Source organism: Candidatus Cloacimonadota bacterium, assembly GCA_020532085.1.
Lineage (GTDB): Bacteria > Cloacimonadota > Cloacimonadia > Cloacimonadales > Cloacimonadaceae > Syntrophosphaera.
Map to the genome: position 1 here is coordinate 1 of JAJBAV010000031.1, position 21,038 is coordinate 21,038.

19 protein-coding genes are annotated in these 21,038 nt (G+C 58.6%); 3 read left to right on the forward strand and 16 right to left on the reverse strand.

The genetic code is table 11. The annotated features are described in order from the left end of the window. The 10 genes from LHW45_08485 to LHW45_08530 form a co-directional block, all read right to left on the reverse strand. The coding region (locus LHW45_08485) for a choice-of-anchor J domain-containing protein (GenBank protein MCB5285609.1) at positions 1-1,783 on the reverse strand (1,783 nt) is incomplete at its 3' end. A 226-nt stretch (positions 1,784-2,009) separates the two neighbouring features. Beyond that, complete coding sequence (locus LHW45_08490) at positions 2,010-2,816, reverse strand: phosphohydrolase (protein ID MCB5285610.1); 807 nt, start codon at positions 2,814-2,816, stop codon at positions 2,010-2,012. A 14-nt stretch (positions 2,817-2,830) separates the two neighbouring features. Further along, a complete protein-coding gene (locus LHW45_08495) occupies positions 2,831-3,283 on the reverse strand; it encodes a threonine/serine exporter family protein (GenBank protein MCB5285611.1) in 453 nt (150 codons plus the stop codon). Between the two features lies 1 nt (position 3,284). Beyond that, positions 3,285-4,076 (reverse strand): threonine/serine exporter family protein, encoded by a 792-nt coding sequence (locus LHW45_08500; protein MCB5285612.1) that lies wholly within the window; start codon positions 4,074-4,076, stop codon positions 3,285-3,287. Next, a complete protein-coding gene (locus tag LHW45_08505) occupies positions 4,076-5,662 on the reverse strand; it encodes a hypothetical protein (protein ID MCB5285613.1) in 1,587 nt (528 codons plus the stop codon). The genes LHW45_08500 and LHW45_08505 overlap by 1 nt, the downstream gene beginning before the upstream one ends. 56 nt (positions 5,663-5,718) lie before the next feature. Beyond that, entirely contained in the window at positions 5,719-7,974 is a 2,256-nt protein-coding gene (locus LHW45_08510) for a DNA internalization-related competence protein ComEC/Rec2 (protein MCB5285614.1), read from the reverse strand. Positions 7,975-7,998: 24 nt separating this feature from the next. Further along, on the reverse strand, positions 7,999-8,544 hold the full coding sequence (locus LHW45_08515) for a hypothetical protein (protein ID MCB5285615.1): 546 nt from the start codon (positions 8,542-8,544) through the stop codon (positions 7,999-8,001). Between the two features lie 84 nt (positions 8,545-8,628). Next, positions 8,629-9,564 (reverse strand): hypothetical protein, encoded by a 936-nt coding sequence (locus LHW45_08520; protein ID MCB5285616.1) that lies wholly within the window; start codon positions 9,562-9,564, stop codon positions 8,629-8,631. Positions 9,565-9,584: 20 nt separating this feature from the next. Then, the gene (locus LHW45_08525) at positions 9,585-10,619 is read right to left on the reverse strand and encodes a hypothetical protein (protein MCB5285617.1); all 1,035 of its coding nucleotides are present in this window, start codon (positions 10,617-10,619) and stop codon (positions 9,585-9,587) included. Positions 10,620-10,949: 330 nt separating this feature from the next. After that, complete coding sequence (locus tag LHW45_08530) at positions 10,950-11,279, reverse strand: hypothetical protein (protein ID MCB5285618.1); 330 nt, start codon at positions 11,277-11,279, stop codon at positions 10,950-10,952. 796 nt (positions 11,280-12,075) lie between these two features. On the opposite strand from LHW45_08530, the gene LHW45_08535 reads away from it, so the two are divergent. Beyond that, complete coding sequence (locus LHW45_08535; GenBank protein MCB5285619.1) at positions 12,076-12,486, forward strand: T9SS type A sorting domain-containing protein; 411 nt, start codon at positions 12,076-12,078, stop codon at positions 12,484-12,486. An 11-nt stretch (positions 12,487-12,497) separates the two neighbouring features. After that, the gene (locus tag LHW45_08540; GenBank protein ID MCB5285620.1) at positions 12,498-13,541 is read left to right on the forward strand and encodes a formylglycine-generating enzyme family protein; all 1,044 of its coding nucleotides are present in this window, start codon (positions 12,498-12,500) and stop codon (positions 13,539-13,541) included. A gap of 331 nt (positions 13,542-13,872) precedes the next feature. Here the strand turns inward: LHW45_08540 and LHW45_08545 are convergent, their stop codons facing one another. The 4 genes from LHW45_08545 to LHW45_08560 form a co-directional block, all read right to left on the reverse strand. Then, positions 13,873-15,405, reverse strand: a complete 1,533-nt coding sequence (locus LHW45_08545; protein MCB5285621.1) for a nucleotide sugar dehydrogenase — start codon at positions 15,403-15,405, stop codon at positions 13,873-13,875. Positions 15,406-15,517: 112 nt separating this feature from the next. Beyond that, positions 15,518-15,907, reverse strand: coding sequence for a VOC family protein (locus tag LHW45_08550; GenBank protein ID MCB5285622.1), 390 nt, complete (start codon positions 15,905-15,907; stop codon positions 15,518-15,520). After that, on the reverse strand, positions 15,907-16,344 hold the full coding sequence (locus tag LHW45_08555; protein ID MCB5285623.1) for a VOC family protein: 438 nt from the start codon (positions 16,342-16,344) through the stop codon (positions 15,907-15,909). The genes LHW45_08550 and LHW45_08555 overlap by 1 nt, the downstream gene beginning before the upstream one ends. Positions 16,345-16,398: 54 nt before the next feature. Further along, a complete protein-coding gene (locus tag LHW45_08560) occupies positions 16,399-17,793 on the reverse strand; it encodes an MATE family efflux transporter (protein ID MCB5285624.1) in 1,395 nt (464 codons plus the stop codon). 273 nt (positions 17,794-18,066) lie between these two features. On the opposite strand from LHW45_08560, the gene LHW45_08565 reads away from it, so the two are divergent. Then, positions 18,067-19,248 (forward strand): choice-of-anchor J domain-containing protein, encoded by a 1,182-nt coding sequence (locus tag LHW45_08565; protein MCB5285625.1) that lies wholly within the window; start codon positions 18,067-18,069, stop codon positions 19,246-19,248. Between the two features lie 754 nt (positions 19,249-20,002). On the opposite strand, the gene LHW45_08570 is transcribed toward LHW45_08565, so the two are convergent. Further along, the gene (locus LHW45_08570; GenBank protein MCB5285626.1) at positions 20,003-20,665 is read right to left on the reverse strand and encodes an SdpI family protein; all 663 of its coding nucleotides are present in this window, start codon (positions 20,663-20,665) and stop codon (positions 20,003-20,005) included. Continuing rightward, positions 20,662-20,934: an autorepressor SdpR family transcription factor gene (locus LHW45_08575; GenBank protein ID MCB5285627.1), complete on the reverse strand. Its 273-nt coding sequence runs from the start codon at positions 20,932-20,934 to the stop codon at positions 20,662-20,664. The genes LHW45_08570 and LHW45_08575 overlap by 4 nt, the downstream gene beginning before the upstream one ends. Positions 20,935-21,038 lie beyond the last annotated feature (104 nt).

The window sequence follows — 21,038 nt, forward strand, 5'->3', positions numbered from 1 at the left end:
TCACGGCCGGAGTGGTGGCGCTGGGATTGAAGATCATGTAGGCCTGGGCGGCATAGGCGTTGGGCCAGGTGATGCCGGTCATGCCATAGGTGGTGCTCTGGTCAACGTCCACCAGCACCCAGGGATCAAATGTGAGGCCGAAATCGGCGTAGGTCTCAAAGCCGTCGTTCAGTCCCGGAGGTGGGGGCGGGGTATCGCCCGGGGCAGTCCAGCTGAGGGAGACGTAGGAGTTGTTCACCACTTCGGCGGCCAGGTTCGTGGGCGGATCCATGGTGTCCACGTTCACTTCGACGGAGAAGCTGTCCAGATAGATGTAGAACATGTTCGCCGCGCTATGGCCATGGAATCCCAGGAAATACGTGCCGCTGGCGGTGGGGGTTAATATAACCTCAGCTTCCTGGTAGGTGGTGTTGATGACATTGGTGTTTTGGAACAGCAGATTGGTCAGGCCCGCGGGGTTACCCGCGCTTCCCCAGTAAAGGGAAAGGGCTTCGGGATAGGTTTCGCTGTTGGCCCGGTAGAAAAATCTGATGAGGTAGTTGGTGTCCGCTGTGAGGTTCAGGGGCGGGGCCACCAACCAGTCGTCCATCGCCAGGGTTTGGTTGTAGCGGATGCGGATGGAATTGGGATCGGTCTGCGCGTTTCCGGCATAGGTTTCCCAGGTGTAGGCATCGGAGTTGGCATTGATCGCGGACCAGCCCAGAGGCAGGGCGGGGGCTGTCACAGCATCAAAATTCTGCACATAGGGGAAGGTGGTGATGGTGGGATCGGCCAAGGTGGTGAACTGCCAGACCGGGCAATCCAGGGCGTCACCGCCGGCAACGTTGAAGGGGACCACTTTCCAGTAATAGGCGGTGCTGTAAACAAGGTCGGTGGGATGGTCATACACCGGGTTGGTGAGTATGGTTCCGTTGACCAGGTTGGTGGGAGGGTTGTCGGTTCCGAAGAAGAGTTTGTATCCCTCAACGGTGCCGCCGCCGGTGGTCCAGCTGAGGTTGGTGCCGATGGCCACATCCGTGGCGTTATGGGCTGGGATGGGGTTCACAGCGGCTTCGGGAGGAGTGCCCTGCTGCGGGGGAGTGTAGTTGAAGATCAGGCCGTTCGGCGGATAGACCGTCGCGCTGATGCGGCAGGTGGCGTTGTTGGCGGTGCCGGCGGTGGTGGCGGCCCAGTCGGTGGTGGTGGTGCGGTTGTTGAAATCAGCGTTGCTGTCTCCGCGCAGGCCCACCTGCACCGTTTGGGCCGTGGTGGCGTTGACCGCGGTGAAGGATCCGTAGGCATAGACGATCTGATCGCCGTCTTCATGGAGCTGGATCTGGAAATTGAACACGTCTGTCTCGCAAGAAGTGGGAATGCGGCGGTAGTTTTTCCACTGCACGGTGAACACCCGGTTGGGGGCGGTGCCGCTGAGGAGGTACATCAGCTCGCCGGTGTCGCGGGATTTAAGGTCGCGGTTGAAGGCGGCAATGACGTTGTTGGTCCCGGTGCTGCTGCTGATGGCGAGGGTGCTGTTGGTGACCTCGGGCCCAAAAGCAAGGAAGGCATCGGTTTGGATGCTGACCTGGGTGTAGTCTGTGCCGTTGTAGTTGAAGGTGAATCCCAGGTCGATGGCGTTGAAGCTTTCATCGTCGTTGAGGTTGGTTCCCAGGACCGTGCCTCCGGTGATCTCGGTGTAGGTGCCGGTGCTGCTGGCGAAAGTATATTCGCTCACCGAGGCCCAGGCGCTGATGGCCAGTACCGAAAAGATCAGCAGGAGGACAATTTTGTTGAGGCTTGTTTTCATAACATCTCCTTGAGTTGGTTATTTCTAAACGTTAACACACTGCTATGAAGCGGGGTTGGGAACACTCAATTCCCATTCTCACTCAAGCCGCCAGAAAAACCAAAGGATAAAATTCGTCAAGAAAAAGTTGACTCCACATTCGCCCCGGGATCCCGGGAATTGGCAAATCCTTTGCGGGAATTGGCCGTCAGGGGCCTCCGCCTTTTTTGCCCTCCGCCTGTCCGCCTCAGAGATATTTCAGCAGTTCCCGGTCCGCAACCCCCGCGTAGAGCTCGATATAGGGCTTCACAGGGCTTTTGTTGATCTTGGGAAAGAAAACTTCCTCCACCTGGAAGAAGCCCACCGAGGCGCTCATTTCCACCGTGATGCAGATGGGTTTTTCCCGGCCTTTGGCGATGATCACCTTTTGGATGGCGCCGGCGGAGGTGCGGTGGATGTCGCCGATGCGGGGTTCGCTGGAGAGGATGGTGGGGATGCGGGCGCGGCCCTTCTCCATGTCGCTGCCGTCGCCGATCAGCACCAGCCCGGCTTCCAGCGAGTGGATCTGCTGGGTGGCCATGTGGCCGTAGATTCCTTCGATGGCGATGGAGCGGATGGCTGTTTTGGCCATGTGATCGTCCGGGGCGTGGATGGCATCCAGGATGCGGTCGATGAAGGGGGTGGCCAGTTGGATGGAGATCAGCTCGTGGCTGTGGCGGGCGATGGCCATGCCCAGATCGTGCAGCAGTGAGGCAAGCAGCACTCCAGTGAGGGAATCCTCGTCTGTGCCGGCACCTTCTTTTTCCAGGCTCATCTGGATGCCGCCGTCGTTCAGCAGCTTGAACATCCTGATGGCGTTGAGGGTGGCCTTGCGCATGTGCACGGGGCCATGGTCGTTGAAGCCGAGGCGCTTGATGGAAACTATGTTGGCGTATTCCTGCATGGCCTGGAGCTCGGGATCGGCAAAGAGCAGCTGCGCGGCTTGCAGCGGCTTGCCTTTGAGCAGCCGGAGGATGTTGCGCTCGAGGCCGCTCTGTTTAACTGATTTATTCATGTTATCTTATTCTCCTAGAATCTGTTCCTCAGCCGGAACATGATGTTGGTCACGCTGCTCACCACGGCGATGGCCATGGCGATGGTCCCGGAGATCAGCAGCACCTTGTAGGTATGTTCCGAAGCCAGGGCGGAGTTTCCCGCGATGAACCCCTGCATGGCGTAGTAGAGGCTGCTTCCGGGCACCAGGGGGATGATCACGCAGGTCACGAAGACCGAGACCGGCACCCGAATCAGGCGGGCCACTATTTCCGAATAGCTACATACCAATATAACCGCGCAGAAGATGGAAAACAAGAGCGAATTGCTGTAATAGAGGAAGATCAGGTACAATCCCCAGGAGAGTCCGCCGCCCAAAGCCAGCAGCAGGATCTTCCAGCCCTTGAGATTCACGCGGATGGAAAAACCCAGGATGGACAGCGCCGCCCAGATGAACTGCATTAGGGTGAGGTGGTCGAAAGGCCTCATCTCAATACCCCCAAAGTTCCCACAGCTTCAGCATCACGCCGCTGCCGGCGGCGATGGCCACGGCGATGAAGACGGCCTCGACGGCGCGGGCGGTGCCGGAAACGAGGTCGCCGCTCATGGTGTCGCGGATGGCGTTCACAAAGCTCAGGCCCGGCACCAGCAGCATGATGCCGCCGATGATGATATTGTCCAGCGCGATGTTCGGCACGCCCAGATCGATCAGCTTGGCGAAGGTGACCACCAGCGCGGCGCCAAGGATGTTGAGCAAAAAGTTGTTGATCTGCAGCAGTCCCAGCAGGCGCAGGGCAAGGCTCACCAGAATGCCCACGGCGTAAGCCACGGCGAACTCGGCCCAGCTGCCGCCGAAAAGCAGGCAGAAACAGCCGCTGGTGAGGCCGCCGCAGAAAACCGTGAACCAGGCGGGGTAATCTTTGGCATTGTCGATCTCGGCCAGTTTCCGCATGAAATCAGCGGCGCTGAGGCGGCACTGGCCCTCGCGGCAGGATTGCTGTTCCAGTTCGCTTACCAGATGGCTCACGCGGGTGATCTTACCCAGGTCGGTGCGCCGGTTTTCGATGCGCCGGATGCTGGTGTTGAGCTGGGTTTGGGAATCGGAGACCGAGATGAAGATGCCGGTGGGGGTCACGTAGGCCTCCGTGTGCTGATAGCCGAAAACTTCGCTCACCTTGCGCATCATGCGTTCCACGCGGTTGGTGGTGGCGCCGCTTTGCAGCAGCATGCGGCCTATCTCCAGGCTGATCTCGGTGGCTTCCTTGATATTGATTGCCGTCATTATTCGTCTGTCTCCGTTAGTTTCAATATCTCCTCCGACAAACCCAGGACCCTCGCCACGCCGATGGCGTTCAGGGGCGGGGCCTGGTTCTTCTTCAGGCGCCGGAGGCTGAAGTCCATGGCCTCGTTGAGCGCGCGCAGGCGTTGGTTGGGGCTGGCAAAGCGTTTTCCCTCCAGCGCGCCCAGATCCAGTCCCGCGATGCTGTAATGCGCCAGGCCTTCCAGCAGGGAGGGCGCCGTGAAATGCGTGGCGGCCAGGCACATGTGCTCTCTGGAGGCCAGATGGCGCAGCACCGCGGAAGCCAGCCTTTCCCCTTCGGCGGGATTGGTGCCCCGGGCAAATTCATCCAGCAGGAACAGGGTGCGCCCCTCCCGCTGCAAGGCCTCGCTGAAAGCCACCACTTCCTTGCCGAAGCTGCTGAGGTCGGCGCTGGAATCAGTCTCGCTCTGGTTGTACCAGATGTTGTCGAAGAGCGGCAATTCCGCCTCCGCGCAGGGCAGCGGGATGCCCAGGCGCGCCAGCCAGCAAAGTTGCCCCGCCGTTCTCAGCACCGTGGTCTTGCCCCCCATGTTCGGCCCCGTGAGCAGCGCCACCGCTCCGCCGAAATCATAATCCACGCTTTGCCAGCGGCGGCCCAACTCCTCGAGATGCAGTTTGAGCGGCAAGTGCACCGCCCCCTTCACCCGGATCGCCTTTTTACGAGTGAGTTTGGGGATGGCGCAGCCGTAACGCAGGGCGAAATCGGCCAGCATGAACTGCCAGCAAGCCTGGGCCAGGAGGCCGAGGGCGTCCCGCAGGCGGGGCAGTTCGGCGCCCAACGTCTCCGAGAGCGCTCGGAGGACGCGAACTTCCTCCCGCTCCCGCTTTTGCTGCAGCAGGGCCAGTTGTTTCCGCAGCTCCAGGCAGAGTTCGTCATCGGCCAGCAAAAAACTGTAGTTGGCCACGCTTTCCGCGCTCAGCACAAAGAAAGGCGAGTGCAGGACCCGCTCCGCCAGCGCGCTTTCGGCGCGGGAGAGGGTGAATTCCTCCTGCAGCCGGGGCAGGTCCAGTTCCCTGCGCGCTTCCTGCAGATACTGGGCCCGAGCGTGTTTGAGCCGGTTCGCCGTCTCGAGCTGGGCGCCGAGGATCTCGCCCAGTTTCTCCGAATAAGCGGCTGAAAGGTGAAAAGCGGGCGCTCCGGCACCCTCGGGGTCCAGGATGGCAAACATCCCACCCAGGTCCGGCAGGATGAGCGTGTCCAGCCAGCCCCGCCGACGCAGGCAGGTGTGCAGCCTGCCGTGGTGATAGAGAAATTCCTTGAGCAGGAAAAGTTCGTGCAGGGCGAAGCTGACCTGGCCCTTGCGTTCGGGCAGGCTGAGCCTGGGGATCCGGGCAAACAGCTCCCTCAGTTCACGCAGGGCATCGGCCTGTCCCCGCAGCAGCGTGATCACCCGCTCCAGCCTGGCGTAACGGGCCTTTGCCTCCGCCAGCTTCAGCGGAGGCCGCTTCAATTCCTGTTTCTTCACTTCGGCCGGGAATTCCCCCGCCAGTTCGATCAGGTCAAAAACCGCGGGCAATCCCAAAGCCCGGGCGCTGGGTGTGAGCATCGGCATCCTTCTTTAAACCATTTTATGGGCAGCAAAGCTGAACCGCCGCCTACCTGTCAATCTTTTTGTGCGAAAGGCTGGTGGATGGTGCCCGACGCGGTGCTGCGGATCCGCCGGGCATAACGGCGAAAGGCGTTCAGCGGCTCGGGATGGGGGAAGCCCCACTGGTTGCGCTCCGAAACGGTGATCCACACCTCCTCCGGCATCGCCGCGCGCACAAATTCCTGGCTGCTGGAGGTGCGGCTGCCGTGGTGGCCGGCCTTCAGATAATCCACTTTCAGCTCTTCCGGATACCTGGCCAGCAGATGCGCTTCCGCGTCTATATCCGCGTCTCCCGTAAAGAGATAGCGGGTATTCAGATAGTCCAGGCGAAAGACCAGCGACGCGCCGTTCGAGCTTTCCGTGAAGTAATCCCTGTCCGGATGCAGGAACTTCAGCCTGGACCCGGCCAAGCCATACGAAATGGTGTCGGTAACCGTGTGCACCTTGATCCCTTCCAGCAAGCCGGATTCGCTCCACTCCGCCCAGCGGGGATCGCGGGTGGTTTCGTCGGTAACGGCCAGGTTGCTGATGCTCAGGGTTTTGGCCAGATCGGGAAATCCTCCCGAATGGTCCGCGTCCAGATGCGTGAGCACCATCCAGTCGATGTGGCTGATACCCTTGCGGGCCAGCCAGGGCAGCAGTTTGCGGGCGGCCCAGCTTGTTTCCGCGTTGTGGAATTTCGGTCCGCTGTCCACCAGCAGGGTTTCGCCGCCGGGAAAGGAGGCCAGAATGCAATCGCCCGTTCCGCAGGCAAACAGATAGATGCCGCCCTCCGGCCCGGACCTGAATTGCGGCAGCAGCAGCAAAGCCAGCCCCAGCGCGGCGACTGGCAGAGGCTTCCAGCTAAACTTAAGCCGGCGCAGCAAAAACAGCAAGCTCACCACCAGCAGCAGCGCGCCCAGCAACTGCAGCCCCGTGATCCAGGTGTTTTCCAGCCAGAAAGGCAGGCCGGCCACAAATTCCGTCCAGCGGTTGAAGAGCCCCAGTAGCAGGCGGTATGAGCCGATGTAGATGGCGCTGAGCCAGTTCCCTCCGGGGATCAGCAGCACGATGAAGCACACGGTGAGCAGCGCCCCGGAAAGCGGGATTCCCAGCAGATTACCCAGGATACCGTTCAGCGAGGCCGTTCCGAAATAGTGCAGGGTGAGCGGCATGATCGCCAGCCCCACCACAAGGTTCAGCAGCAGCAGGTCGAAAAATTTGTTCAGCCTTCCCCGCAGGATGTCTGAAGGCAGTTGGCTTTCCCTGATCCAGACTATCCGGGGCAGGCCCAAAATGATCACCCCGATGCAGAGAAACGACAGCTGCAGCCCGATGTTGAACAGCTGGTCCGGACTGGCGGCGGTGATGACCAACAGGCTCAGCGCCAGCAGTTGCGCGCCGCCCAAAGGTATGCTGCGCCAGCGTCCCAGGATCATCAGGCCGATCATCAGAATGGAGCGCGTCACCGGCGGCGACCAGTGGTTCAACGCGGCGTAAAAGGTGATCAGCACCAGAAAGGCCAGTTCCGCTATCCGCCTGGGAAACAGCGCGTTAAGCAGCACCATGCAGATCGCGTAGAGAAACCAGATGTGCAGCCCGCTCACCACGATCAGGTGGATCATGCCGCTGCGGGTGAGTTGATCCCGGAACCGCCCCTTGGCCGATGTGTCTGAAAACAGCAGGGCCTTGGCAAATTCAGAATCCCGGCCCAGCTTGACGTCCAGGTTTTTCAGCAGTTCCGCCCGCCAGAGGGCCACGGGCAAAATCCGCGGCGGCTTGTCAACAGGAGCAAGTCCTTGCCGCACATAAGCTTTGTGGCGGGCGGGAAAGGTATCCAAAACAGGGTCCTGCTTTCCGGGCAGCACTTCCAGCAACGCCGTATATGACTGCCCCGGAGTCAGTTCAGTTTCCGAGAACAGGCTCAGCGGCTCGCGCACCTTAACGCCCGCCAGTTCTTCCAGCCGGATCTCGTGGATCCCGGCCTCCCGGGAAAGCAGTTTGGTGACTGTGAACTCCGCGTCCTGCTGGATGTGGTGTTTCCCTTCGAAAACCACGTCCAGGGCTGAGGGCTCGCTGGCCGCGTTCCAGCGCAGGGCGCCCAGAACCAGGCAGAGCAGCAGCAGCAGGGGTGCCCGCGCCGGCTTCAGCCAAACTGCCAGCACCAGCAACAAAGCCCCCAAACCCAGCAGTGGCCAGAAGGGCAGGGGAAGGTATTTCGCTACTCCGATGCCCGCGCTCCAGGCCAGCACCGGGATCAGCAGCGGGGCGGGCGGGGGTTGCGGGCGCATCAGATCAGATCGGAATGGCTTTGCTCAGCGCCGGTTGAAAATGCCCAGGATCAGCCCCAGCGCGAGCGACCACAGCGCGGCCAGCCCAACGCGCAGGTCCGGGGTCTGCAGAAAGGTCACCGTGTGGGCCGGGATCCAAAACCAAAGCAAGGCCAGCATGCTTTTGTGGATGCCCTTCCAGTTCTGCTTCCGCTCGCCCAGGTTGTCCAGCAGACGGTGCACGATCACCAGGAACAAACCGAATTGCAAATTCATGCAGACGGAGATGGCAAAGGCCTTGTCAAATTTGCCCAACGGCGGCAGATACGAATGTGCCTCCAGATGTTCCACGAAACCCGTGAAACCCTGAAAGGCGTACTTGATCGCCACGCCCAGCAAGGCCCAGACGAACATTTTCCACAGAGTGAGCGCGAAGGAAAAAGGATAGCGGAAACTCTTCCGGATGACCCACTTGGAGATCAGCTCGCCCAAAGTGCCCAGGATGGCGAACTGGATCATCGCCGACAGCAGCGGGTATGCCTTTACCCAGCTTAAATACAAAGCAAGCAGTGTTTTAAGAAATTCTAACATTGATACTCCTTGTGGCCGCAACCCTCCCCAAACCGCTTGCCACAGCGGCCAAAACTGTCAACCCTTCTTTTCAAACCCGGATGATCACTCTCCGTAGATGGACCGGACCTGAAAAAATTTTTCCGTCTCGCTAACGGGGGCGGTCCAGTCGCTGGTCCCGAAAGTCCCCGAGGCATCTTCGGCGTACATCTCTTCCGGCAACGGGGCGGAATAAACCTTGTAGGTGTCGATCCCGTAAAGGTCTTCCCAAGAAAGGGTTAGAATTCCTTCGTTGACTGTGAGGCTCAGATGGGCGGGGATGCCGTCGGAAAACTGGCGCCAGACAGGCAAACCCCAGCTGCCCTCGCTGTTTCTGGCCCGCAGGTAGAGGCAGTGGTTGCCGGGTTCGATCTCTCCCACCAGGGCCGCAAAATCAAGGCTGACGCTGTTTCCGGGTGTAAGCATCACCTGGGTGCCGTTGCCGAAACCGGGATCGGCATCCACATAATACTCCAGCCGCGTGATCTCAGGCGCGCTGTTTGCGGCCCAGGGCAGCAGGAAAGACCGGCTCTGCGGCAGGCTCCAGACACCTTCGTCGTCCTTGGCGCGCGTAAAAAGCCGGTGGATGCCTGGCTCCAGGGCGGCGGTGCTGACCAGTTCATCGAGGCTGACCCCGTTGCGGCCGTGGATCAGGTTCCCGTTGCCCACGCCGGGATCGGTATCGAAGAAACATTCGACAGCGGCCACATTCCTTTCCGAGAAAGCCGGCGCGGTGAATGGCACCATGAAACTGGCGCTCTGCGGCAGGCCCCAGATAGCTTCATCATTCTTGGCGCGGACAAACAGCCGGTGGATACCGGGTTCCAGGCTGGCGGTGCTGATCGGTTCATCGAGGCTAACCGCGTCGCGGCTGGGGTAGAGCTGGTTTCCGTTGCCGGGGCCGGGATCGCTGTCGAAATAGTACTCGATCCCGCTTATCGTGAAGGAACACAGGATTCCGGCAACACAAAAAATCAGCAGTATCAGGCATGGCGGTTTCATGATCTCTTCCTCCCGCCGCCTCAGTTGCCGGCCTGGGCTTCGATGTGCACGTTCAGAAATCCGTTTTCGTCAATTACGATGGGGCAGCTGAAGGCGGTGATGCTGGGCAGGCTGGTTAAATACCAGAGGTCGTTGAAGGGTGTGTCGCCGCCGTAGATGCCGATGTCCTCGCCGTTGATGCCAGCCCCAATGGCAGGATTTTCCGGAGGTTCCGGCACCAGATGGTAATCCCCGCCGTTCACGTCCTCCATCACCAGCGCCAGGTTTACATTCTGCAGGTTGCTGGGGTCGGTGATGTGGGCGGAACTGCCTTCAAAGATGCAGTACTGGAAGTCGTGAGCGGTGTAGATGGTGATGATCTCCATGATGCAATTGATGAAGTGCAGATCGATCGGACTGGACCATCCCCCGTGCAGTATGTGGGTCCCGTCATCGACGTTGGCAAAGAGGCAATTGTAGAAATAGGTGCAGAGGTTGTTGCTGCCACCGGTTTCGATATGGGTCACGTTGCCGATGAACACGCAGTTGGAACAGGTCACATAAGCCCCGGAAGCGGGTTGCATGAATCCCTGCAAAGTGCAGCCGTTGATATGGGCGCCGTTACCCACGAAAACACTTGCATTGCACCAGCAGTTTTTCAGTTCGGAACCGGAGGCCTGCAAATTGATAGTGCCGTCGAAGCGGCAGTTTTCATAGGTCACCTGATGGCTGTTGTTGAGGTTGCCATAAACATGCAGCCCACTGAAAACGCTGCCGGCACCGCCAGCCTGGCTCACCCAGGGATTTATCCTGGAGGTTAAAAGCTCCGGATTGGCGGGGTTGAAACCGCCTCCGATGACTGTCAGGCGTTTTTCCACATCCTCATTCCAGGCGGGACCGTAATCGTATGGAGAGGGGTAAACGTAGATCGTATCCCCGTCTGAGGCAGCGTTGTAGGCCGAGATCCAAGTGGTGTACTGGCCGGTGGGGTGGAGGTTGTTGTCCAGGATGAAACTTTCAGCAGACAGAGCGCCCGCGGCAAGAGTGGCGATGAAGCTAAAGATGAAAACTCTCATTGTTCTGCTCCTTGCTGTTTGTGAGGCGGCGAAGACGAGCTCGCTGCTCATTAAACCTTGAAGCCGGCCTCCGCTGCAAAGAATTGTGGTCAGTATAGTTTTGTCAAGTTTTTTACCTTTATGACCTGAATACCAACCCATCATTCTAGAATATTCCTTGGGCCGCTCCCAATATCAATACGGTATCAATACGGAATCAATACGGATTTCATCCGTAATGATTCCGTATTGATACCGTATTGATATTGGGAGCCAGGAAGGGTATCTTAAAAGAAACAGCGGAAAAAGGGGCGAAAATTCCGGGGGAGTGATCGGCCCGCGGAGCGATATTCAATTCTGGTGGGTGGGATCGATCCGCTCCAGGATCCTCCGGGTGTTGGCGGAGGTTTCGGAAAAGATCTTCACCAGTTCGCCAGCCGTGAACAGCAGCAGCGCGAGGATGCCGCCCAGGCAGAGGATGAGCAAAAACAGGCCGGGGCTGTCGTCTTCCTCCATCGTGAAAACGATCAGGAAAGCAAAGAACAGGGGCAGGATCGCCGCCAGTTTCAACAGCAGCGACAAGATGGCCCTCAGCCGTTCCGGAGAGACCCGGAAGCGCTCACTCCGAGGCTGCTCCAGTTGTTGCCGGGGTTCGGCCCCGTTCAGTTTGGGTGCGGCCATGATTTCCTCCCTTCAGCTTGGACAGGCTTGTGTTTCAGCTTTGATGCAGCGGCGATATCTGTCAATCCGAAAGTGGAGGGTTGCTTCGCCCGGATGGCAGGATTCCAGACGGAAGAATCAGAAAGCGCACTCGCGCGGCATTCCATTGCTGCAAAAAGAGTGGACTTTTCCGTGCCGGAAGCGCATGATCGGCGTCATGCGGACCCTGAGTCCCGGAGGGACTCAGTCTGTTGACAAAGTTGTTGGCCCAGCCTTTTACATCGGAACACCGGATTCATCCGGTCGGCCCAACATATTCATCTGGTTTTTGGGATGAGGGAACTGGGTTCATGTGAAGCGCTCCGCTTTTCTGGTCGTGGTTCGCGCCGGATTTATTTTGACCTTCAGATTTTACTTGACAGACCATCACCTTCACACATAAATTACGCTCAGAGGCGAGTGCCATTGGGAACAAGTAGTTGGGCCAATTTTGACACGGGTATGGCTCGCCGGACTGGCGATCATTACAGATAGATGGGAGCCTGAACATGGACGGCAAGTTTTTGCGCTTGGTTCATTATCTCCCGGCCGAAAGTCCGCGGGGCTGCTTCGGCAGGGATGGATCAGCGTATTTCCGGTCTGGCGGGCGGGCCGGCCTTTCCCTCGTTCCCGGCATCCACGTCGGCCCCACGCGTAGCTCACTTCACGCGCGCGCCGGGCAAAACGCTATCAACCGCTTTAAACCGATCCCTGTCTTCACCCGGATGCCCCAGGCGTGCGGACGATCATCACCCAACCTGTTTCAAGGAGATCTGACATGAACAAGATCTTTATGTTCCTCGCGCTTCTCGTTTTAACTGGAAGCCTGAACGCCTTCATTGGAGAAGGTGAATCCAATGTTTTCACCATCACGGTAACCCCGGTGGATGAATCCGTACTGCCGCCGGACACCCAAAACACCTGCCTGCGCGAGGCTTTCCCCAATCCCTTCCGCAGCGGGGAAGACACCCGGATGAACATCAGCGTTCAAGCTGGCGAAACGGCCACACTGACCATTTACAACCTCAAAGGCCAGGTCGTCAGTTCCCAGACCCTCTCTCCCGGAATTCACCAGATCGTCTGGAACGGGCGTGACCGCGGCAACGATCCCTGCGGCAGCGGGATCTTCCTGGCCAACCTGAAATCCCCCAGCCACGCATCAACCACCAAACTGGTGTTGCTAAAGTGAGGCAGGGCATCATGAAAAAGCGCATCCTGACCTTCATCTTTCCGCTGTTCGCGCTGGCAGTTTCCGCCAACGGGCCGGTGGTGACGAACGTGACCGCCAACCAGCAAAACGACCTGGTCGTGATCACTTACAACCTTTCCCATCCCAACAGCCTACCCTGCGAGATCAGCGTGGAAGTGTCGACGGATGGCGGCGTCTCCTACGCGATCTTGCCCGCAGCCCTCAGCGGCGATATCGGGACAATAGCAGCCCCGGCCGCTGGCGCGGATCACCAGATAGACTGGCAATTCGGGCTGGATGGGATCGGCTCCGGAGACAACTATCGGGTCAAAGTTATCGCTGATGACTTGCAGGGACAGATACCTGAAAACTTCGTCTTGGTCCCTGGCGGCACCATCCATCCCACAACTGGCATCTATACCGCTGGACTCACCGTATCTGACTTTTATATGGACAAATACGAGCTTACCAACGCCGCGTGGAACGCGGTGATGGGTTCAGGCGGCGGGGACAATTATCCCCATGCCTCCGTGAGTTGGTTCGGCGCCATCGAATACTGCAACCGGCGGAGCACGATGGAGGACCTGCCGCCTTGTTACAGTTACCTGAACTACGGTACCAACCCCGACGACTGGCCTGCCGGGTGGAATACATCTGACGACAACAGCCTAAACGTTTCCTGCGACTGGAATGCCACCGGCTACCGGCTTCCCTCTGAAGCTGAGTGGGAATACGCCGCCCGGGGCGGTTTGCAGACGCACGGCTACACCTACAGCGGCAGCAACGACCTCAGTCTGGTGGGCTGGTGTTGGTCCAACAGCGGTAATTTTCCCCACCCTGTGGGGCAGCTTGCTCCCAATGAACTGGGGACATACGACATGAGCGGAAATCTGTGGGAATGTTGCTGGGACATATACAGCGATTCCTACCGTGTGATACGCGGCGGGTACTTCAGCAGCGTTTCCAGCTACTGCACCGTTTGGGTTCGTAACGCCGTCTACCCTACGGTCAGCGACGTCAGCTTAGGCTTCCGCATTTGCAGGGTTTACCCTTGATTTTTGTTTTTTCCTTCTTGCCTGTTGCAAGCTGCGGAGCGAAGGGAAGAAGATTTGAGACTGAAAGAAACATGGTTGCACAGGGGGATTCGTTCCTTGGTAAGATCAAGCAGCGTGTCATTCCGGGGAGGGGGCTTCAGCCCTGGAAGGGTCCTCGCGGGCAAGCGAAGCGAGTTCGTGGGGTGCGAACGGGACCCCGGAATGACAATCCGAGACTTGTTGGTTAATAGTACTATAGTCATTTTGTCTCTCAACCCACTCTGTTTGGAAGAGAGCCGAAAAAAGGCGGGATGAAATTCCCGCCTATTATCTGTTTATTGAGTGATTTGGATCAGACGATATGGCCTTTGCCCACGCCGCGAACCTGGCAGCCAAGCTGCCTGTACTCGGCAAGGGTGGCGTCGGAGAGGAAGTTCGAGCAATCCACGATCAGGGGTTTGGTGCCGCAGAGGGCCAGCACTTCGGCCGGTTTGAGGCCCTTATACTGGTCGTGCCCCACGGCGAAGATCACCACATCGGCTCCGGGCAGCACGGCCTTGAGGTCGCTTTCCACCTTGGATTCATCGAGTTCCGGCCAGGCTTCCACGTAGGGATCGTGGGTGAGCACTTTGGCAAATTCCTTGCGCAGGAACTCCACCAGCACCTTGGAAGGGGAATGCCGCGTGTCGCCAACGTTTTCCAGGTAGGAAACGCCCAGCACGGCGACGTTCACGTCACGAAGTTCCGGGATCACGGTTTTAACCAGGTCGATGGTGTGCAGTGGCATGGTGTCGTTGATGTTCACGCTGCGGATGGCCATGCCCAGAGTTCCCTCGATGCCGAAGAGGGTTTGCATGGCCCAGTTGGCCAGCACGGGATCCTTGGTGAGGCAGTAGCCGCCAACGCCGAGGCTGGGACGCAGAAGGTTGTCGTGGGTGCCCTGGCGTTTGCGGATGGCGTCGCGCACCTTGAAGATGTCCACGCCGATCTGTTCGGCGAAGCGGGCCCATTCGAGGGTGAGGGCGATGTTCACCGCGCGGTAGGTGTTTTCCATCGTTTTGGCCAGCTCCGAGGCGTTGGTGTTGTCCAGCTGGGTGAGGGGATAATTCTCCACGTCCAGCACGTTGGAAAGAAATTCGCGGCAGAGCTCGATGCTCTTTTGGTTCACGCCGGAAAAAACGCGCCAGAAATCGCGGATGGAGGCCACATATTTGGCGCCCGGCATCACGCGTTCATAGGAATGCGCCACGAGGGGTGGATGGGCGGCGATGTCGATCCCGCGTTTGGTGAATTCTTCTTCCAGAATGGGTTTCACCACTTTCTCGCAGGTTCCGGGCGGGACGGTGGTCTCCACCAAAACGAGGCAGTCGGGCCGGATGTGCTGGCCCAGCATGCGGATGCCCTCGCGGAAGGCGAGGAGGTCGCAAAAACCTTTCTCCGCCTCGCCGAAGGAGGGTTTGGTGGCATCGAGCTGGATGTCCACCACCACGATATCCACCAAGCTGTAAACCGAATCTTCGCTGGTGGCGCGGAAATTCTGCTTTTCCACCACCGTGCGCTGGAAGATCTGGGGAACCTCGGGATCGGAGGAACTGACCGGGGGCACGCCGGAATTGATCACCGGCACTTTCCAGAACGAGCGTTTGGAGGCACGCTGGTGCCCGTGCACGAAGTAGATGGGTTTGCCGTTTTTGTCCGTGGCGTCGGCCACCACGGTGGCCATCACGCAGCCCACAAAACCCAGGCCTTGCACGGCCACGATCTTGCGGCCCAGGGCGCGCTGCTCCTCGGTGATTTTAACCAGTATTTCGCGTTCTCGCGCGTTTTCTTCTTCAGTGGGAATCTGATACTCGGTGCCGTCGGGCGCCAGAGAAACGTTTGGCATATGCGAAGTTCTCCTTTACAGAATATTGCTTTCGGGTTCAAAAAAATGAGAGGCGGAGCGTGTCAAGATTTTTCGTGGCTGAAGTAACACCCGCTTTGGTTGGAATGGCTGCTCAGACATGCTGGTCGAAGAGAATGGGATTGCCATCGGGATCCAGGACCGTGAAACTGGCGGGGCCAGCGGGACCGGACTCTGCGAAATCGCGGATCTCGAGCCCCAAACGCTCCAGGCGTTGGCGGATCTCCCTGATATCCCGCGTTGCGGGGGTTTCCCGCGCGTTCTCGTCCCAACGGGGGTTGAAGGTGAGGATGTTTTGCTCGAACATGCCTTGGAACAGACCGATCAGGCAGCTGCCGTTTTTCAGGATGAGCCAGTTCTGGCCGATGTCGCCGCCGAACTGCGCAAAACCCAGTTTGAGGTAGAAATCCCGGGAGGCGCGGATGTCCTTCACGGCCAGGCTGAGCGAAAAAGCGCCCAGGGTGCTTGATCGTGCCGCGCCCATCAGTTCTCTTCCAGCGCGCAGCCGACCATCCAGTTGATGCCGAATTTGTCGGTGAGCATGCCGTAGTATTCGCCCCAGAAAGTTCTTCCCAGAGGCATGGTGACGCTGCCGCCAGCTCCGAGGGCCGCGAAGATCCGATCGGCTTCAGCCGTGTCCCCGGCTCCCACGTAGATGGAAAAGTTGTTTCCCACTTTCAGCGCGGGGGCCCATTCGCCGCCAGCATCGCTGCCCATTAGCACTGTTTCCCGGCTGATCGGGAGTGAGATGTGCATGATCTGGCCTTTCAGGTTTTCCGGCAGAGGCGGCATGCCCTCGTGGACCGGCATATCGCCAAAGGTGCCTACGTAGGGAAATTCCCCGCCAAAGACGGAACGGTAGAATTCAAACGCTTCGCGGCAGTTGCCGGCGAAGTTCAGATAGATGTTCACTGTGGGCATGGTGTTGCTCCTTGTGGTTTAATTTCATGGCTTTCGCGTTCTTGAAAAGGACCCTCAGGCTTCATCCGCGGGCACGGCCTGGATGTACTGCCGGGAGGAGGGTGCGGGTTCTTGGTGTTTTAGCCGGCTGAGGATAACGATCACGAAGATGCCGGCCAGCAGGGTGGTGAAAGTGTCCGCCAGCGGCAGGGCGAAGATGAGGCCGTCAAAACCGAAGAATTTGTTCAGCAACAGCAGCGCCGGAATGTAGGCCAGGCCCTGGCGCGAGATGGAAACGATGAAGGCGGGCAGGGCCTTGCCCATCGCCTGCAGGCTGTTCATCATGATCATGCCCACTCCGGCGAAGGGGATGGCGTAGATGTAGGCCCCCAGCACCTGGCGGCCGATGTTGACGGTCTGCTCGATCGGGGTGATCATGCTGATCAACTGCCGGGGCAGAAGGGCAAAGAGCAGGGTGAAAACCACGCTGAGGCCCAGATTGATCAGCACCGCTGTGCTGATGGCCTTTTTCATGCGGGGGAAGTTGCCCGCGCCATAGTTGAAGCCGATCAGGGCCTGCACGCCGATGGAAACCCCGATGAACACGAAGATGGGAATGGAGAAAACCCGCGCGGCCACGCCCAGGGCGGCCACGGAACTTACCCCGTAGGCCGAGGCGAGATTGTAGGAAATGGTGTTGCCGATGCTCATCATGATCTGGCTGAGCGAAGCCGGAATGCCGATCAGAAGTATCTCCCGGTAAATATTCCAGCGCGGGTGCAGATACTTCAGCGCCGGGGGCGCCACCGCGTGTTTGGAAAGATAATACCAAATGTAATAGCACATCCCCAAGCCCTGGCCGATCACCGTGGCTATCGCCGCGCCAGTGACTCCCATGTTGAATCCAAAGATCAGGATGGGGTCCAGGACAATGTTGGCGCCGGTGCCGATGAAAAGTCCGTACATCGCTTGCCGGGCACCGCCCTCACCCCGGATCAGCTGCACCATGGTGAATTTCAGCAACACAAAGGGGCTGCCGACCAGGATCCAAAACATGTACTGCCTGGCCGCCGCAGCCGTTTCACCGCTGGCGCCGGTGGCTTTCAGGAACAGCGGGATGGCCAGGATGCCCGCCACGCCCAAAACAAGCGACAGCACGAAGGAGCTGAACACAGCCGTGGTGGTGGTTTCCCGGGCGCGCCGGAACTCCTTTTTGCCCAGCAGCCGCGAGAGAAAGCTGGCCCCGCCAAAACCGAAGATCCCGGCGATCGCCATCTGGACCATGAACAGCGGCAGCGAGATGGACACCGCGGCCACCATGGCCTCGTTGTGCAGCTTGCCTATGAAAAAGGTGTCCGTGAGATTGTACAGGATGTTCACCAGCATGCTCAGCACGCTGGGCAGGGCAAGATGCATTATCGCCCGGATGACCGGCATTTCCTCCAAAACGTAGAGATTGCTTTGCTTCATTTATTCTTTTCAATTTCCTTCGCAGGCGAAGTTTTTCAGCAGGCGGTTTCTGTCAACCCCTGCGAAACCGGCGCTCGGGGAGGCCTGCCAGAATGCCGCTTCAGATATCACCGGGGCGGTCGTTAACACTCGCACGGGGATATTCCGTAACCTCCACCCCCCCACATCAAAATATTGCTTGACATATATTGTGGGAATAAATTAACTGCGGTTTTGGGGGTTGCGGTGGATGCGGACGGCATCACCTACCCTCAGGGATAAGGAGGTAAGATCATGACCGCCAAGGTTTTTTGCCTGCTGCTGTTACTAACGGCGCTGGCCTCACTGGCCGCCGGAGAACTGCCGGTAACTTCATATGGGGATAGGGATACAGGCACCATCACCGGCATTGTCCGCAACACTTTCAACCATCCTGTGCAAAGCGCCACGGTCTCCTGCGGCGACGTTGCCGACACCACAGATACCAGCGGGTCTTACCGCCTTACCCTGCCTCCGGGGTATTGGACCCTCACGGTCAGCCATCCCCTCTATGTTACTTTTGTCCGGCCAGCCGTTCCGGTAACAGAGGGAGAAACCACCTACTGCAATTTCATGCTGCAGCTCCCTCCCGCGTGGTTTCATGACAGCTTTGAGGACCATGAGGACTTCGCGCTGGAATTCGCGCCCTGGACCTGTGTGGACGTGGATCTTTCAGACACTGCGGGCATTGGCGGCACCAGCTGGCCCCACGCTGGTGAACCCCAGGCCTTCATCGTTTTCTACCCCACCGCCACGATCCCGCCCCTGACGGAGATCCAGGCCCATTCCGGCAGCAAAATGGCCGCCAGTTTTCCAGCTACCATACCCCCCAGCTGGGACTGGCTGATCTCCCCGCCCCTGAGTGGGGCCGATTATTTCAGCTTCTGGGCCCGCTCCCTGAACGCGGACAACGGCTTGGAGAGGTTCAAAGTGGGAGTTTCCACAACCGGGACCGTCCCCCAAAGCTTCGCCATCATCAGCGGCCCCCTGGCCTTGGAGGCTCCCGCGGCCTGGACCGAATACAGTTTCGATCTGTCCGGTTTCGACGACGGAGTTGTGTTCGTGGGAATCCACCACTGCACCAACGGGGGATCGGCTTTTCTGGTTGACAGCGTGAACTCGGAGGACGTGCCGGTGGCGGATGAAAGCCAAACCCCGGCAGTTACGGGGATCCAGGGCAATTACCCCAATCCCTTCAATCCTGAGACCCGCATCAGCTACAGCCTGGGCGAGGCCGGTCCGGTGGAACTCGGCGTCTTCGATCTCCGGGGCCGGAAGGTGAAAACTTTGGTCAGCGCTGACCTTCCATCGGGACATCACAACATAATCTGGAACGGGATCGATGACGCGGGCCAGTCGGTTGCCAGCGGGGTTTATCTGTGTAAGCTGCGTGCCGGGGGGCTGCGTTCCTGCCACAAGCTGGTACTGATGAAATAAGGCTCATGTTCAAACAGAGTGGGTGCGACTGCCGTCATCCCAGCGCAGGCTGGGATCAAGAAAGACATGTATGTGTGCTAACTGCTTTATAATATTAAGAGGGTACAAGTTCCGGATTCCAGCCTGCGCTGGAATGACGGCGAGTTACCATCCGGGTTGCCTTCTGGGTGAGCGCCTGCACCCGCTTGATTTTAAAAGAAAGCCGTAACTGCTTGGCCACCCCAATATCCTGTTAGCCACACCCTGAGCGCTCGCGTCCATCCCCCTCCCTTGCCTCCCGCCTGATCATCGCATCAAACGCGGGTATCAGGCGGGAGGCGCATCAGAAAACCGGGACAGGGCCTTGACGGCCAGTCTGTATCGCTTCAATACATCACAGGGTAACCGGCTCTGGATCAAGGCAGTACCCACCCATTCCATTTGAAAAGGCTCCCATTCAATCCGAGTGGGTGGAAGTGATCAGCCAGCCAGCAGCCCAGAGGGCCACAGATCATAGCGAGGGAGCGCAGCGCAGCGGAGCCCCTCGTAAGGCAACAAGGGACAAATAATGGAATTTCCTCCACCCCTTCCCGTAAACGTGCCACGTTTTCGGGGAGGGGTGGAGGCTTGATAAATCGGTTGATCTGTTCATTCAACGAGGGGTTCCGAACCGTCTTTAGCCGGTTCTTCACACCCTCGCTATCATTCTGCCGCCCTCACGGGCTGTAGCCACCTGGTTTGAAAGAGAGCCTTTGATAATGAGCCTGGGTTTTCCTCACTTCACCAGTTTCTTGTACAAAATGAAGGAATGCAACATGGGATAGAGCAGGCAGCCCAAAGCCAGCACTGTGGTCAAGTTCTGGAACAGCGCGGAGCCTGGCAGGATGAGACCCTTGAGGATCATGACGATGCCGCTGAGCACAAACAGCCAGCCGCCCAGGCGGTGGGTCCTTTCCCAGACCAGTTCATTGGCGATGGTCCAGGGCGTGCGGATGCCCACAAAGAGGTTTTTGGGCACCTTGGGGAGCATGTTGCCCAGGAAGATGAAGAGCAAGCCGATGAGGATCAGGATCAGTTTCACACCGGGCACTTCGCCCCATTTGGCCACATACAGGCTGTAGAGGCTGAGGGTGGAAAAACAAGCCAACAGCGTGGTGGTGAGCGGGGGCAGGATCTTTTCGAAGCGCTCCGCGTACTTTTGATACCAAGGCGAATACCAGTTAAGCAGATAGAGCAGCAAAAACAGCGCCATATTCAGCCCCACTCCCCAGATGAGGCCCGTGCCGCGGCTGGTCCAGCCGTCGATCTGGTTCTTGTAGTTCCAATGGATGGGAACCTTCGCCCCTGCCGGCAATTGCGTGGCGAACCAGAGCACGGCGGCCAGATGCAGCGCCAGGATCAGCAATGCCCATTTGTACTTTTTCAGTCTTGTCATCATTCACCTCTCTTTTTGATCAGATCCAGTACCCAACTGCCCAAGTCCTCAAGCACAGTGGTGTTGAGGCTGTAAAAGACGAATTGCTTTTCCTTGCGGGCGGAAACGAGGTCCGCGTGGCGCAGCACCTTCAGATGCTCGCTGAGGGCGGGCAGACTGATGGGAAAATGGCCCGCGATCTCGGTGACGGACATCGGCCCGTTCCGCCGCAACAGGGAAAGGATCTCCCGCCGCGTGTGGTCCGCGATGGCCTTGTAGAATGAATCTGACATCGTTTCTCCTTTATATTGTGTTTAACTAAGCGCATAATTAGGCGATAGCCGAAATATGTCAAGAACTTTGTGTGGTTTTACTTGACAAAAGCGGGGAATTTCTC

Excerpts from the sequence above, each read along its gene's own strand:
- LHW45_08520 (MCB5285616.1), bottom strand. The coding sequence starts at position 9,564 with ATGAAACCGCCATGCCTGATACTGCTGATTTTTTGTGTTGCCGGAATC.
- LHW45_08505 (MCB5285613.1), bottom strand. The coding sequence starts at position 5,662 with ATGCTCACACCCAGCGCCCGGGCTTTGGGATTGCCCGCGGTTTTTGAC.
- LHW45_08490 (MCB5285610.1), bottom strand. The coding sequence starts at position 2,816 with ATGAATAAATCAGTTAAACAGAGCGGCCTCGAGCGCAACATCCTCCGG.
- LHW45_08570 (MCB5285626.1), bottom strand. The coding sequence starts at position 20,665 with ATGATGACAAGACTGAAAAAGTACAAATGGGCATTGCTGATCCTGGCG.
- LHW45_08535 (MCB5285619.1), top strand. The coding sequence starts at position 12,076 with ATGAACAAGATCTTTATGTTCCTCGCGCTTCTCGTTTTAACTGGAAGC.
- LHW45_08525 (MCB5285617.1), bottom strand. The coding sequence starts at position 10,619 with ATGAGAGTTTTCATCTTTAGCTTCATCGCCACTCTTGCCGCGGGCGCT.
- LHW45_08555 (MCB5285623.1), bottom strand. The coding sequence starts at position 16,344 with ATGCCCACAGTGAACATCTATCTGAACTTCGCCGGCAACTGCCGCGAA.
- LHW45_08575 (MCB5285627.1), bottom strand. The coding sequence starts at position 20,934 with ATGTCAGATTCATTCTACAAGGCCATCGCGGACCACACGCGGCGGGAG.
- LHW45_08495 (MCB5285611.1), bottom strand. The coding sequence starts at position 3,283 with ATGAGGCCTTTCGACCACCTCACCCTAATGCAGTTCATCTGGGCGGCG.
- LHW45_08565 (MCB5285625.1), top strand. The coding sequence starts at position 18,067 with ATGACCGCCAAGGTTTTTTGCCTGCTGCTGTTACTAACGGCGCTGGCC.
- LHW45_08500 (MCB5285612.1), bottom strand. The coding sequence starts at position 4,076 with ATGACGGCAATCAATATCAAGGAAGCCACCGAGATCAGCCTGGAGATA.
- LHW45_08515 (MCB5285615.1), bottom strand. The coding sequence starts at position 8,544 with ATGTTAGAATTTCTTAAAACACTGCTTGCTTTGTATTTAAGCTGGGTA.
- LHW45_08530 (MCB5285618.1), bottom strand. The coding sequence starts at position 11,279 with ATGGCCGCACCCAAACTGAACGGGGCCGAACCCCGGCAACAACTGGAG.
- LHW45_08560 (MCB5285624.1), bottom strand. The coding sequence starts at position 17,793 with ATGAAGCAAAGCAATCTCTACGTTTTGGAGGAAATGCCGGTCATCCGG.
- LHW45_08510 (MCB5285614.1), bottom strand. The coding sequence starts at position 7,974 with ATGCGCCCGCAACCCCCGCCCGCCCCGCTGCTGATCCCGGTGCTGGCC.
- LHW45_08545 (MCB5285621.1), bottom strand. The coding sequence starts at position 15,405 with ATGCCAAACGTTTCTCTGGCGCCCGACGGCACCGAGTATCAGATTCCC.
- LHW45_08550 (MCB5285622.1), bottom strand. The coding sequence starts at position 15,907 with ATGGGCGCGGCACGATCAAGCACCCTGGGCGCTTTTTCGCTCAGCCTG.
- LHW45_08540 (MCB5285620.1), top strand. The coding sequence starts at position 12,498 with ATGAAAAAGCGCATCCTGACCTTCATCTTTCCGCTGTTCGCGCTGGCA.